This window comes from Streptomyces ochraceiscleroticus, assembly GCF_000720485.1.
Classification (GTDB): domain Bacteria; phylum Actinomycetota; class Actinomycetes; order Streptomycetales; family Streptomycetaceae; genus Streptomyces; species Streptomyces ochraceiscleroticus.
In genome coordinates this window covers 199,134-213,551 of the sequence record NZ_JOAX01000013.1, presented here as the reverse complement: position 1 = coordinate 213,551, position 14,418 = coordinate 199,134, and the positions used below count along the sequence as shown (strand labels likewise).

Sequence of the window (14,418 nt, the reverse complement as noted above, 5' to 3'; positions counted from 1 at the left end):
ACCGGATTATGTGGGACCGATCACTATTCCCGTGTCCCGAACGAGCCGCGGGAGGCTTGCATGCCCGGTCGACACAGTCGTCGCTCCGTGCTCGCTGCGCTCGCCGCCCTGTCCCTGCCCGGTGTGAGCGCCTGCACCGGCAACAGTGGCGGCAGACAGCCGCGCACCACCGGAAAGAGCACCACCCGCATCACCTTCTGGTCCGCCCTGCGCGGCAGCCAGGAAGTGGTGACGGAGTTCAACCGCACGCACGACCACATCCAGGTGGACTTCCAGCAGGTCCCGTCCGGCGCGCTGGGCGGCTACGCCAAGCTGAGCAACGCCGCCCGCGCCGGTAACGCGCCGGATGTCGCCACCATCGAGTACCCCCAGGTCCCCGGCTTCGCCATCGACGGCGTCGCCCGCGACATCACCGATCTCGTCGACGACGGGCTGCGCGGCAAGCTGCTGCCGCAGGCCCTCGAACTGACCACCTTCGACCGCCGGGTCTTCAGCGTCCCGCTGGACATCGAGCCGATGGTGCTGCATTACCGCAAGGACCTCTTCCGGGAGTACGGCATCGACGTCCCCACGACGTGGGACGAGTTCGAGGAGGCCGCGCTGCTGGTACGGAAGCGTGCGCCGGACCGCCATCTGTCGCTGTTCCCCACCGACGGCATGACGCAGTTCGCCGCGTTCTCCTGGCAGGCGGGCGCCCGCTGGTTCGACACCTCCAAGGGCGCCTGGAACGTCTCGATGGCCGATGCCCCCACCCGGCGGGTGGCACGGTACTGGCAGCGGCTGGCGGACCAGGACCTGGTCGCCAGGTTCGCCACCGACGGCAATCGCTTCCCCGCCGCGATCGGTCAGGGCCGGATCCTCAGCCGGCTGCACGGCGCCTGGGACGCGGGCGCGCAGATGAACGCCCATCCGGGGCAGGCGGGCAAGTGGGCGGTCGCGCCGTTCCCCCAGTGGGACACCCGGCGGCCGGTGAGCGCCACCCACGGCGGGTCGACGTTCGCCGTCACCAAGGACTGCCGCCACCCCGAAGCCGCGATGGAGTTCATTAGCTGGCAGGTCACCCACCCCGACGCGCTGCGCGCCCGGCTCTCCAGCGGCACCAGCAGCCAGTTCCCCGCCGCGCCCGGCCTGATCGAGGTGGGCCGCAAGGCATTCGATCGCCGTTACTACTCGGGCCAGGACATCTACGCGCTCTTCCGCGAGCAGGCCGAGCTCATAGACGACCGGTGGACGTGGGGGCCGCGGATGACGGCGACACAGAAAGTCATGCAGGACGGGTTCGCCCGTGCCGCCGGCGGCCAGGGCACGATCATCGACGCCGTACGCGAGGCACAGCGCGGCACCCTGCCCGACCTCAAGGCCCTCGGCCTGTCCACCACCGAACGCAGCAGCTGACCAACCGTCAGAGAGGCAGGTGACACCATGACCACGACCACAACCAGCACGGACACCGTCGCGCTCCCGAGCCGGACCGCTCCCCTCTCGTCCGCCGCGCAGCGGCGCGGGGCCCGCAGGCGCCGGCTCGGCGCATGCGGCGTGCTGATGACGCCGTTCTTCGTCCTGCTCGTGACGGTCTTCCTCATCCCCGTCGGTACCGCCGTGTGGCTGAGCTTCTTCGGCGCCGACCAGCCGGGACTCGGGTTCGGCCCGGAGCGGACCGTCTTCGTCGGACTGCGCAGTTACGCGGCGGTCCTCACCGACCCGACCTTTCTCGGCGGTCTCGGCACGGTCGCCGCGTACTGCCTGTTCTACATCCCGCTGATGGTGGTATGCGCCCTGGCACTCGCCCTGCTGCTGGACTCGGGCGTGGTGCGGCTGCGGGCCTGGGCGCAGCTCGCGCTGTTCCTGCCGCACGCCGTGCCCGGCATCATCGCCGCGATCATCTGGCTGTACCTCTATACGCCCGGCATCAGCCCCGTGATCGAGCTGCTGGGCCAGGCGGACATCACCGTCGACTTCCTGGGCGTCCACACGGTCCTGCCCTCGATCGTGAACATCGCGGTGTGGAGCAACCTCGGCTACAACACCATCATCTTCTACGCCGCGCTCCAGGCGGTCCCGCGTGAGGTCATCGAAGCCTCGGTGGTCGACGGCGCGGGGCCGGTGCGCACCGCCCTGCAGGTCAAGACCCCGCTGGTGCGCTCCTCGATCGTGATGGTCGCGATGTTCACACTGATCTGGGGACTGCAGCTCTTCACCGAGCCGATGCTGCTCGGCCAGCAGACCCCGATGATCAACTCGCGCTTCACCCCGAGCATGTACATCTACGACGCCGCCTTCAACCGCAACAACTACAGCCTGGCGGCCGCCGCTTCGGTGATCCTGCTCCTCTTCACCATCGCCCTGTCCTACGGCGTGACCCGCTGGACGAACCGGTCCAACGAGAAGGCGGAGGCCACCCGATGAGTACCACCTCCACCGCGCTGCGCCCCCGGCTGCTCGGCCGGACCGCCGTCAACGCCGTCGTCGGCGTGTGCGTGCTGTACACCCTGCTGCCCGTCCTGTGGCTGGTGCTGGCCGCCACCAAGAACCGCGACGCGCTCTTCAGCAGCGATCTGCTGTCCCTCGGCGACTTCTCCTTCTTCGCCAATCTGGGCGAGCTGTTCTCCATGGACGGCGGGCTGTTCGGCCGGTGGTACGGCAACAGCCTGCTGTACGCGGTGGTAGGTGCGGCGCTCGGCGCGCTGATCAGCGTCGCCTGCGGTTACGCCTTCGACAAGTACGCCTTCCGGCACAAGGAGAAGCTCTTCGGGGTGGTACTGGCCGCGGTCATGGTGCCGCAGACGGTGCTCGCGCTGCCCCTGTACCTGATGGCGTCCGGCGTCGGACTGGTCAACACCTTCTGGGCGGTCTTCCTCCCCGTCCTCTTCAACCCCTTCGGCGTCTACCTCGGCCGGATCTTCAGCCAGGGTTACGTGCCCGACGAGGTGCTGGAGGCGGCCCGCATCGACGGCGCCGGCGAGCTGGCCACGTACTTCCGGGTCGCCCTGCGGATGCTCGGGCCGGGGCTGGTGACCGTCTTCCTCTTCCAGCTCACCGCGATCTGGAACAACTTCTTCCTGCCGATGGTGATGCTGTCCGACCAGGAGCTGTATCCCGTGAGCCTGGGGCTGTACACGTGGAACAGCTCGGCGACCGTCTCGCCCGAGTACTACCCCGTCGTCGTCATGGGGTCGCTGCTCGCAGTGCTGCCACTGATCCTCGCCTTCATGATGCTGCAGCGCTTCTGGCGCTCGGGGCTGACGGCGGGAGCGGTGAAGTAACCACCCGTACGACAAGTCGAAGGAGTTCCATGACCGAGGCGCGACACCGGCCGCGCGCCGCGCTCGCCATGAGCCAGGACGCCGCCACGGCCGTCTTCGGCCCGGACGAGACGGCCGCCCTCGCCGCCCTGTGCGACCTGGCACCACCCCCCGTACTCGACGACCTGACCACCGAACGGGCCCGCGCGGTCCTCGCGGAGACGGAGGTGCTGGTCACCGGCTGGGGCTGCCCGCCCGTCGACGCCGCGGTACTGGCCGCCGCGCCTCACCTGCGGGCCATCGCCCACTCCGCGGGCAGCGTCCGCCACCACGTCACCGACGCCTGCTGGGACCGCGGCATCGAGGTCTCCTCGGCGGCCGCTGCCAACGCGCTGCCGGTGGCCGAGTACACCGTCGCGATGATCCTGCTGGCGAACAAGCGCGTCCTGGAGCGCGCCCGCGACTACCGCGCCGGCCGCAGCCGCGACGCCTGGCTGCGCACCGACCGCTCGGTGGGCAACTACCGCAACACCGTGGGCATTTGCTCCGCCTCGCTGATCGGGCGCCGGGTGATCGAGCTGCTGCGTCCGTACGACCTTCACATCCTGCTCTACGACCCGTACGTGTCCGAGGCGGAAGCAGCGGCGCTGGGGGTGACGGGCGCCGGTCTTGAGCGGTTGTTCGCCACGAGCGACGTGGTGAGCGTGCACACGCCGCTGCTGCCCGCCACCCGCGGCCTGGTCAGCCGCGAACTGATCGGCCGGCTGCGCCCCGGCGCCACCCTGATCAACACTTCCCGGGGCGCCGTCATCGACCAGGACGCGCTCACCGACGCGGTGACCTCGGGCCGCATCCACGCCGTCCTGGACGTCACCGAACCCGAACTGCTGCCCCCCGACCACCCGCTGTGGACCTGCGACAACGCCCTGCTGACCCCGCATCTGGCGGGTTCCCAGGGCAACGAATGGCGCCGCCTCGCCGACCTGACGGTGAGTGAGGTGGCCCGGTGGGCCGCCGGCGACGGCTTCGCCCACCCCGTACACCGCGAAAGGCTGGCGTTCCTGGCATGAATGACGTCTCTGTCACCAGCACGAATCGTTTCCTGCAAATACCGCCAGATGACCGGGAATTGAGCCCGCACACCGGGTACACCCGTGCCCACTGGGAGGCCGCCGCCGACGGGCTGGTCCGCGCCGCCCTGCGCTGGGCCACGCCCGGCGGGGCGCTGCTGGACCTGCCCGGGCGGCCCTCCCGGTCCGGCGTGCGCTCCGACGGACTGGAGGGGTACGCGCGGACGTTCCTCGCCGCGGCATTCCGCGTCGCGGGCGCGGACGGCGCCGACCCGCACGGCTTCCTGCCCCGGTACGCGGACGGGCTCGCCGCCGGCACCCGTACGCCGGGCCGCGAGGACACCGAATCCTGGCCGCTGATCCTGGACCACGACGTCCAGGGCCAGCCGATGGTGGAGTCGGCCTCCGTAGCGCTCGGCCTGCGGGTGACCCGCCCGTGGCTGTGGGACCGCCTCGACGCCGACGTACAGGACCGCACCGAGGAATGGCTGCGTGGCGCCCTGCGGCACACCCCCGCACCCAACAACTGGTACCTCTTCGCCGTCACCGTCGCCGCCTTCCTGGAGTCGGTCGGCCGCGGTGACGCGGAGACCCGCCGTGCCATCGACCGCGGACTGCGCCTGCTGGAGACGTGGTACCGCGGCGACGGCTGGTACGCCGACGGCGACGGCCGCGCCTTCGACCACTACAACGGCTGGGCCCTGCACCTCTACCCGGTGCTGCACGCCCACCTCGCGGGCGACAAGGGCCTGCTGGACCTGTACGGGCCCCGGCTGAGCGAGCACCTGGAGGGTTACTCGCTCCTCTTCGGCGGCGACGGCGCACCGATCCACTTCGGCCGCTCCCTGACCTACCGTTTCGCCGCGACGGCGGCAGTCGGCCTCGGCGCACTGACCGGCCACACGCCTCTCGCACCGGGCGTCTCCCGGCGCCTGCTCAGCGGCGCCCTGCGCCACTTCGTCACCCGGGGCGCGGTGGGGACCGAGGACGGACTGCTCAATCTGGGCTGGTACGGGCCGCACGAGCCCACCTGCCAGACGTACTCCGGGCCCGGCTCCCCGTACTGGGCCTCCAAGGCGTTCGTCGCACTCCTCACCCCCGCCGACGACCCGCTCTGGACGGCCACCGAGGAGGCGGCCCCCGCCGAAGCCACGGACCGGGTGCTCGCGCTCCCCGCGCCCGGTCTGCTCGTCCAGACCACCGCCGCCGACGGCCTCGCCCGGCTGCACAACCACGGCAGCGACCACGTCCGCCCGCACGAGGGCGACAACGCCGCGGCACACGACGTGCTGTACGGGCGCTTCGCCTACTCGACGGGCACGGGCCCGACCTCCGCCTCCAACGCCCCCGACAACCACCTCGCGGTCGAGATCGCCGGGCACTCCTCGGTACGCTGCCGGATCCACCCCCTGGGCGCCGGCGGCGGCGACGGCTGGGGCTGGGCAGCCTCCTGGCACCGCCCGGTGTTCACCGCGGGGCCACCGATGGTGCCGGGCCTGGAGGTACGGAGCGTCACGGTGGCCCGCGGCCGGTACGAACTGAGGGTGCATCAGGTCACGGGCATCCCGCACGGCGCCCGCATACACCTGACGGGCTGGGCAACGGCCCCGGACGGAGCGCTGTCCTCCCAGCTCCACGGCCTGCACGGCCTGCACGGCTGGACAGACCTCGACGAGGTACGCACCCCCCAAGGCACAGCCTTCACCCCTTGGGCCCTGCTCCCTCGCCTCAGCACCGCCCCCGTCGAGGACGCCGACGCAACGGTGGTCGTGGCGGCCCTCGCCTCCCTGACGGGCACGGCGGAGGCGGCACCCCTGACCGATGCCGCCACCGTGGCCTCGGCGGACACCGAGGAGATTCGCATCCGGTGGGCCGAGGACGGCTCGGTCACCCGGATCGCCTTCGCACCGGTAACTGTGGAGCGCGAGGAATAACTGTACCTACTAGTATGTATGCTCCTCCAGGAAGGGAACCTCGGGAAAGGGAGCCTCTGACATGCCATTTGTGCGTATTGACGCGCTCGGGACCGACCCCGAGCGGCTCGACGCTCTCGGGCGGGCCGTGCAGGACGCGCTCGGTGAGACGATCGGGTTTCCGCCCGAGGACCGCTTTCAGGTACTGGTCGGACATGACGGCGTCAACAGCACGTTGCGGTACGGCAGTTACCTCGGTGTGCGGCGCGATGACGGGATCGTGTATGTCGCGATCACGATGCGTTCCGGGCGGAGGGCCGAGCAGAAGCAGGCGTTGTACCGGCGGATCGCCGAGCTCGCTCACGAGTACGCGGGGACCGAACCGCGGAATGTGTTCATCACCCTGACCGAGAACGAGTCGGTGGACTGGTCCTTCGGCTACGGGGAAGCGCAGTACGCCACCGCCTCTTCCGACCCGGCCGCACCCGCCTGACACACTGTGAGGCCGTCCCGGGAAGTGGCACGGGCAGTACCAGCGGCAGGAAGTGGAGCACGTGAGTACGGCGATCACCGAAATCGAGACCTACGGCGTCGAACGCATACCGGACGAGGACCGTTCCGCGCGTCCGCTCGACCTCTTCCGGCTGGCCTTCGGCGGCGCCAACACCTTCGCGACCTGTGTGCTCGGCGCCTTCCCCGTCCTCTTCGGGCTGTCCTTCCTGCAGGGGCTCGCGGCGACCGTCCTCGGGCTGGTCGCCGGGGCGCTGCTGCTCGCTCCCATGGCTCTGTTCGGCCCGGTCAACGGTACGAACAACGCCGTCTCCTCCTCCGCGCACCTGGGCGTGCACGGGCGGATCGTCGGCTCCTTCCTGTCCCTCCTCACCGCCGTCGCGTTCTTCTCGATCTCGGTGTGGTCCTCGGGCGACGCGCTCGTCGGCGGCGCCCACCGGCTCGCCGGAGTGCCCGAGTCCGGGCCCGCGTACGGCCTCGCGTATGCGCTCTTCGGCGGCCTCGTCCTCATCGTCTGCCTCTACGGCTTCCGCTTCATGCTGCTGGTCAACAAGGTGGCGGTGGTGGCGGCTTCGGCGATGTTCGTCCTCGGTGCGTTCGCCTTCGCCGGGGACTTCGACCCCGGCTACGCGGGCTCCTTCACCTCGACCGGTGACCCGCTGTTCTGGCCCTCATTCGTCGGTGCCGCGCTGATCGTGCTCGCCAACCCGGTCTCCTTCGGCGCGTTCCTCGGCGACTGGTCCCGCTACATCCCCGCCGGGACCCCGCGCCGCCGGGTGATGGGCGCCGCGTTCCTCGCCCAGTTGGCCACGCTGCTGCCCTTCGTCTTCGGCCTGGCCACCGCGTCGGTCATCGCGGAGAAGGCCGCGCGGTACGTGGACCCGGCGGCGCCCAACTACGTCGGCGGCCTGCTCGCCGTCTCGCCCGGCTGGTACTTCCTGCCGCTCTGTCTGATCGCCCTGATCGGCGGCCTGTCCACGGGAACCACCGCGCTCTACGGCACGGGCCTGGACTTCTCCAGCGTCTTCCCGCGGTTCAGCCGGGTGCAGGCCACGCTGTTCATCGGGGTGCTGTCGATCGCGTTCATCTTCGCCGGCCGTTTCGCACTGAACCTGACCCAGTCCATCTCCACGTTCGCGACGCTGATCATCACCTGCACCGCGCCCTGGATGGTCGTCATGATCCTCGGCTATGTCACCCGCCGCGGGTGGTACGACGCGGACGCCATCCAGGTCTTCAACCGCCGTCAGCGCGGCGGCCGTTACTGGTTCACGCACGGCTGGAACTGGCGCGCCATGGCCGCCTGGCTGCTCTCCGCCGCGCTGGGGCTGCTCTTCACCAACCTGCCCGGCCAGTTCGTCGGCCCGCTCGGCGGCCTCGCGGGCGGCGCCGACATCTCACTGCCCGTCGGCCTCGTACTGGCCGCGGTGAGCTACCTCCTCCTGCTGGCCGTCTTCCCCGAGCCACGTGCGGTGTACGGGCCGGACGGGCCCCGGTTCGTCCGGGCATCGGCGGCCGAGGTACCGCCGATCGTCGGTGACGACTCCGATCCGGAGGCGCCCACCGAGGTACCGGCGACCGCCCGCTGACCGCGCCCGGGCCAACTGTCGCCTGCCGCCCGCAGACTGCACAGCAGCCACACCGCCACCTACACTTTTGGATCATGTCCAACGACGCCGCCGGCAGCCTCCCGACCGCGACCGCGACCACCACCCCGACCACGGCAACAACGCCCACCGGAACCGCCCAACCCCCGCTCTTCGACACCATGTCGACCATGCGGGCGATGCGCCGTCTGAAGCCCGACCCCGTGCCGGACGAGCTGCTGGAGCGGCTCATACAGGCCGCCGTCTGGGGCCCCAGCGGGGGCAACATGCAGCGGTACGAGTACGTCCTCGTCACCGACCCCGACGTCATGGCCCGGCTGGCACCGCTGTGGCAACGGTGCGTGGACGCCTATCTGGCCACCACGGGGAAGTACGCGCCCGAGGGGATGGACGAGGCCGCGTACGGCCGCATGGTCGCGGCCATCGAGTACCAGCGCGACCACTTCGCGGAGACTCCTGCCCTGGTCATCCCTTGTTACCGGATGCCCGAGCAGCAGCCGGACGAGGCGGGGCTGCGGGCTTCGGCGCAGGCGCTGGGCGCGGACGCGGTGCAGGAACTGGCGCGGATCCAGCCGCGCTTCACCGCTCTCGCGGAAGGCTCGTGCATGTACCCAGGCGTGCAGAACCTGCTGCTCGCGGCACGCGCGCTCGGCCTGGCCGCCAACATCACCATCTGGCACCTGATGCTGGAGCGGGAGTGGAAGCAGGTGCTGGGCATCCCGGAGGACATGCGTACCTTCGCGGCGATTCCCGTGGGGTGGCCCGTCGGCAACTTCGGCCCGGTACGGCGGCGCCCCGTCTCCGAGGTCATCCACCGCAACGCCTGGTGACTCCCCGTTGAGCAACTGACCGCGCCCCGGCAGCGGGGGTGAGCCGACTCACTCCCCCGCCGGGCCGCAGTCACTCGACCCGTACGGACTGTTAGGTGTAACATGCATCTATATGAGTGAGGTCAAGGCATGGTGCTCCGCCATCCAGCACAGCTTCCGGGCGGGGCTGAAGATGGAACGCGTACTTTCCGATCCCTGGGCGATCGGCCGGGCCGTGCTCGCCGTCGTCGCAGCCTCCGTCGTCGGCTCGCTGCTCGATGACCCGCCGGCCTGGGCCATGATGACGGTCGGGGCCTTCATCTGCGGGATCGGTACGCTTCTGGCGCCGGTCCGGCACCGGGCGGTGAACGCGCTCGTCCTCGGTGTCGGCTTCAGCCTCGCCACGCTGATCGGTGTGTACCTCCACCCGATGGGCTGGTGGTTCCTGATCGTGCTCGCCGTGGCGTCCTACGTCGCCGGACTGTGGCGTGCCCTGGGCGTGGCCCCCGGCATCCGGGCCTGCCTGGTCACGATCGGCCTGATGATCACTGCGGACCTCTCCCCCGGCATCCCGGCCGGGCTGACCATGGTCCAGTGGATCGCGGTCGGTTCCGCCATGGTCTTCGTTGCCCAGCTGCTGCCCCCGTACGGCCGTCGCCACCCCGCGCAGCGCAAGGCCGTGGCCGCCCTGTACCGGAGCCTGGCGAGCACCGCGCGGGCCGCCGAGCCCGCCGGGTACCTCTCGTCCGCGCCGTTCACGGCGGCCCGCTCCGCCCTCGACCTGCTGCCGGCGTTCGCCCGTCCCGCCGCGGCCCCGCTCTTCGGGCTGCTCTCCGAGGCGGAGGGCATCCGGCGGGCGCTGCACTTTCTGCCCCGGACGGCGCGCGTGCCGCGTACCGCGATCGCCGAGGCGCTCGACGCGGTCGCCGGTACGGTGCTGACCGCCCGGCGCCAGGACGCCGACGCCGAGGCGCTGCGGCTGCTCGACTCCTGGCGCGGCCCCGAGGCCGACGCGCTGCTCCCCCGCCTCCGGGAGGCGGCGCGGCTGGCCGACCACTGGCTCGAGGCCCGCGGCCCCGAGGGGCTGGACCAGGTCCTGGACGCCTTCCCCGCCGAGAACGCGCTGCGCTCCGGATGGCGCAGGCTGTCCGCCGAGATGCGTCCGGGCGCTCCCCTCTTCCGGCACGCCATCCGCATCGCGGTCGGCACGGCGGCCGGTGAGGCGGTGGGCCGCGCGTTCGGCGACTTTTGGGGTCACGCCCTGCCCGACCACGGCTTCTGGGCCGCGCTCACCACGATGCTGGTGCTGTTCCCCGACTACGGGCACACCTTCGCGCGCGGCTGGAGCCGGCCGATCGGCTCGATCCTCGGCGGGATCGTGGCGTGGGTGGTGCTGCTGCCCGGCGGGTGGAGCGCCGGGGGGCTGGTGATCGGCGCGTCGGTCCTCGCGGCCTGCGTCTTCCTCACGCTCCGCGTCGGCCAGCTCGCACTGAACTTCTTCATCACCGCCTGGATCGTCTTCCTCATCAGCCGGCTCGGCTCGGCCCCCGGCCTGATCGAGTGGGGCCGCCCCGCCGACACCCTCGTGGGCGCGCTGCTCGGCCTGGTCGTCTTCGTGGTGATCCCGACGTACCACCACCACCGCACGCACGAGCTGCTGGCCGACTGGCTGCGGGTGCAGCAGCAACTGCTGCCGGTGCTGGTCACCGGGTATGCCGAGGCCGGCGCCGTGGACCCGGCCGGGATCGATGTGCTGCGCCGGCAGTCCCGGCAGGCCAGGGAGCGGCTGGACGGTGCGATCGCCAGCCTCGGCCACGAGCCGCGCCGCCACCGCGCCCGGTGGACCGCCGAGGAGCTGGCCGGCATCCAGCGGTCGGTGTACGAGATCACGCAGTGCGCCGCGCTGCTCTACGACGGGCTGCCGGGCCGGCCGGCGGACGCCGTGCCGGAGACCGCCGAGTTCGCCGCGGTCCTCGACCACCACCTGGCCGAACTGGCCGCCGTGGTCGCCGCGAAGGGCCGGCCGTACCCCGGCGTCCTGCGCGCCGCCTTCGACGCGACGGCCGCCCGCAGCGGGCTCGCCGACCTGGTCGACCGCACCGCGCCCGACGGCGTCGCGCACGCCCGTGGCCGCGCCCTCACGCTGTGCCTGCACACCGTGACGGCCGTCGAGGAGCTGGTCTCCCGGCTGGCCTCCGGCGCGCAGACCGATGCGAGGACGGATGCGGAGGCCGGTCCGGAGGCCGGTCCGGCGGCCGGGGCGCAGGCCCCCGCGGGGAGCCGGTCGAACGCTGTACGCAACGATCGAGCTCCGCTGTCGTACGTCACCACCGCCCAGACCACAGGGAGTTGACCGACCGATGACCACGACCACCGAGCACGCCCAGCGGCTCACCCAGCGCATCGAGGCAGCCGTCGCCGCCCCGGCGACCGATGACGCCTTCGACGTCGAGGCCGCCTTCACCGAGGTGCTGGCAGGCATCGGCATGCGCCCGGAGGACACCGGGGGCAAGGTCACCTTCCTCGGCGCCGACCCGGTCGTACCGAGCACCCTGCGACTGGGCGGGGCGGCCGCCATCGCGCTCGCGGCCAAGTCCGCCGCTGTCGCCAAGCTGTGGCGGCTGCGCGGCGGCGACGGGCAGGACATCACCGTGGACCTGCGGAGCGCGCCGCACCGGCTGTGCCCGTTCTACGACCGCCGCTGGGAGCTGCTGAACGGCTATCCGCCGGCTTCCACGTCCAACGTGAACCAGGCGCTCGGCTTCTCCTTCTACCCGACCGCAGACGGGCGTTGGGTCATGCCGCTGAATCCGTACCCCGGCATCAAGGTGGCCGCCCAGAAGCTGCTGAACGTACCGGACGACCCGCAGGCCGTGGCCCGGTCGATCGCCCGGTGGAACGCCGCCGACCTGGAGCAGGCCGCCGTCGAAGCCGGGGTCGTGCTGCCCGTACTCCGCTCCCCGCTGGAGATGCTCGACGAGCCGCAGTACCGCGATCACCTCGCGCACATGCCGCTGGTCCAGATCGAGAAGATCGGCGACAGCCCGGCCGAGCCCCTGCCGGAGGGTGGCGAGCAGCCCCTGTCGGGCATCCGGGCGCTGGGCATGGGGCATGTGATCGCCGGTGCGGGCGCGGGCCGTGCGCTGGCGCTGCACGGTGCCGACGTACTCAACATCTGGCGTCCGGGCGAGCACGAGCACGACGCGACGTACACCACGGCCAACGTCGGCGTCCGCTCCGCCACCGTCGACCCGCGCTCGGCCGACGGCTCGGCCCGCCTGCGCGAACTGCTGCGCGGAGCCGATGTGTTCTACGCCAATCGCCGCCCCGGCTACCTGGAGAGCATCGGGCTGGGTCCGGAGCAGGCCGCCGATGCGCGCCCCGGCATCATCCACGCGACGGCCACCCTCAACGGCCCCACCGGGCCCTGGGCCGACCGGGTCGGCTTCGACCAGACGGCCGGCAGCCTGGTCGGCATGATGAACCTGGAAGGCGACGGTGAACGACCGGGCCTGCCGCCGATCCTGGTGGTCAATGACTACATCGTCTCCTGGCTGATGGCCGCCGGTGTCAGCGAGGCGCTGGCCCGCCGGGCGCGCGAGGGCGGCAGCTACCGCGTACACGTCTCGCTGACCCGTGCCGCGCTGTGGATCCTCAGCCTCGGCGTCTTCGACAAGGCGTACGCGGCCGAGGTCGCCGGCACCGGTGAGCGCCACGCCTACCTCGACCCCGAGACCTTCACGGACGAGACCCCGCTCGGTACCTACCAGGGCGTCACCGATCAGGTACGGATGTCCGGTACTCCGGGCCGTTACCCCTTCACCCTCGTCCCCCGCGGCTCGTCCCGGCCGGAGTGGCTGGGCGCCTGAAGCCCTTGGCAAGAACCGGTCCCAGCCGGAACGCACCGTGCTTCGCTCGCCTCCTCATCGATGAGCGGGGAACGGGCCGCCCGCCGTGAAGGCGTTGCCGCGGGCGGCCCGGCCCCGGACGTCTCGACGTGTGGGAGTGATGGGTGCATGGGGCTGACCAGCCAGGCGCTCGAATACGCGGTGGTGGTGGCCGCCGTCCTCTGTGTGGTCCTCACGGTGTGGGGCTGGCCCCGGCTGGCCGGGCGCGGTCTCCGGCCCGTGCTGGGCCGGCTCGCGTCCATCGCCGTCACCCAGCTCGCGATCGTCTGCGCGCTGGCCCTGGGCGTCAACTCGGCCTTCGAGTTCTACGGTTCGTGGGACGAGCTGCTGGGACGCAACGAGCAGGCGCCAGTGTCGGTCATCCGGCACGGCGGCCGGGACGTGACCGCCGGGGTGCGGGGCGGGCTGGTGCAGGCCGCCGGGCCGCAGGGGCTGGACCGGGTGCAGGGGCTGCCCGCCGGGCCGCCGGAGAAGGCCGGCAAGGTGGAATCCGTACGGATCATGGGGCGCCGTACCAGGGTGGTGAATCCGGCCTTCGTCTATCTGCCGCCGCAGTACTTCCAGCGCCAGTTCCGCCGCCAGCGCTTCCCCGTCATCGTCACGATCAGCGGCTATCCCGGCGGCATCATGAACCTCGCGCAGTACCTGCAGGTGCCGCAGACCGCAGGGCGGCTGATCGCCCGGCGCAAGATGCCGCCGACCGTCGTGGTGATGATCCGGCCGACCATCGCACCCCCGCGTGACACCCAGTGCGTGGACGTGCCCGGCGGGCCGCAGGCCGAGACGTTCTTCACCAGGGACCTGCCGGAGGCCCTGAAGTCGGCCTACCGCGTCGGCCACGATCCCAGCGCCTGGGGAGCCCTCGGGTACTCCTCCGGCGGCACCTGCGCCCTCGAACTCGCCCTGCGCAATCCCGGCGTCTACACCTCGGCGGCCGCGCTCTCCGCCGACTACCGCGTCGAGGACGACCTGACCACCGGCAGCCTCTTCGGCTCCGGGCCGCAGGCCGCACAGCGCCGGCGCGAACACGACCTGCTCTGGCGGCTGAAGCACCTCCCGGCGCCCCGGATCTCCGCACTGGTGGCCAGCAGCCGGCAGGGCGAGCCCGGGTACGCCGACACGATGCGGTTCGTGCGCGCGGCCAGGCCGCCGATGACCGTCGACTCGATCATCCTGCCCCGGGGCAGCCACCACTTCACGACCTGGCGACAGGAGATCACGCCCGCGATGCAGTGGATGGGCTCCACGCTGACCTTCCCGCAGGACGTGGCACCCCGGCCGCGGAGGAGCGTGCCGCCCTCGCCGTGACCCTTGACAACGGCATTGGTCTGAACCATTTTTAGCGCAGACACGGTGGCC

At 71.5% G+C, this 14,418-nt stretch carries 11 protein-coding genes; all 11 read left to right on the top strand.

Annotation, left to right across the window (positions count from 1 at the left end; translation table 11 throughout):
* Positions 1–60 precede the first annotated feature (60 nt).
* The 11 genes from IG84_RS0118225 to IG84_RS0118175 all read left to right on the top strand — a co-directional run bounded on the left by IG84_RS0118225 (position 61) and on the right by IG84_RS0118175 (position 14,367).
* A complete protein-coding gene (locus IG84_RS0118225) occupies positions 61–1,395 on the top strand; it encodes an ABC transporter substrate-binding protein (RefSeq protein ID WP_031058117.1) in 1,335 nt (444 codons plus the stop codon).
* 27 nt (positions 1,396–1,422) lie between these two features.
* Entirely contained in the window at positions 1,423–2,406 is a 984-nt protein-coding gene (locus tag IG84_RS0118220) for a carbohydrate ABC transporter permease (protein WP_031058114.1), read from the top strand.
* Positions 2,403–3,263 (top strand): carbohydrate ABC transporter permease, encoded by an 861-nt coding sequence (locus IG84_RS0118215; protein WP_031058112.1) that lies wholly within the window; start codon positions 2,403–2,405, stop codon positions 3,261–3,263. Before IG84_RS0118220 ends, IG84_RS0118215 begins: the two co-directional genes overlap by 4 nt.
* Before the next feature lie 29 nt (positions 3,264–3,292).
* Positions 3,293–4,312: a hydroxyacid dehydrogenase gene (locus tag IG84_RS0118210; protein ID WP_031058109.1), complete on the top strand. Its 1,020-nt coding sequence runs from the start codon at positions 3,293–3,295 to the stop codon at positions 4,310–4,312.
* Positions 4,309–6,246 (top strand): DUF2264 domain-containing protein, encoded by a 1,938-nt coding sequence (locus IG84_RS0118205; RefSeq protein ID WP_051861920.1) that lies wholly within the window; start codon positions 4,309–4,311, stop codon positions 6,244–6,246. Before IG84_RS0118210 ends, IG84_RS0118205 begins: the two co-directional genes overlap by 4 nt.
* Positions 6,247–6,307: 61 nt before the next feature.
* On the top strand, positions 6,308–6,718 hold the full coding sequence (locus IG84_RS0118200; RefSeq protein WP_031058103.1) for a tautomerase family protein: 411 nt from the start codon (positions 6,308–6,310) through the stop codon (positions 6,716–6,718).
* A gap of 61 nt (positions 6,719–6,779) precedes the next feature.
* On the top strand, positions 6,780–8,324 hold the full coding sequence (locus IG84_RS0118195; RefSeq protein ID WP_031058102.1) for a purine-cytosine permease family protein: 1,545 nt from the start codon (positions 6,780–6,782) through the stop codon (positions 8,322–8,324).
* 179 nt (positions 8,325–8,503) lie between these two features.
* The gene (locus tag IG84_RS0118190) at positions 8,504–9,172 is read left to right on the top strand and encodes a nitroreductase family protein (protein WP_051861975.1); all 669 of its coding nucleotides are present in this window, start codon (positions 8,504–8,506) and stop codon (positions 9,170–9,172) included.
* A gap of 112 nt (positions 9,173–9,284) precedes the next feature.
* Positions 9,285–11,504, top strand: coding sequence for an FUSC family protein (locus tag IG84_RS0118185; protein WP_031058097.1), 2,220 nt, complete (start codon positions 9,285–9,287; stop codon positions 11,502–11,504).
* Between the two features lie 7 nt (positions 11,505–11,511).
* A complete protein-coding gene (locus tag IG84_RS0118180; protein WP_031058095.1) occupies positions 11,512–13,020 on the top strand; it encodes a CoA transferase in 1,509 nt (502 codons plus the stop codon).
* A gap of 147 nt (positions 13,021–13,167) precedes the next feature.
* The gene (locus IG84_RS0118175) at positions 13,168–14,367 is read left to right on the top strand and encodes an alpha/beta hydrolase (protein ID WP_051861918.1); all 1,200 of its coding nucleotides are present in this window, start codon (positions 13,168–13,170) and stop codon (positions 14,365–14,367) included.
* The last annotated feature ends 51 nt before the right edge of the window (positions 14,368–14,418 follow it).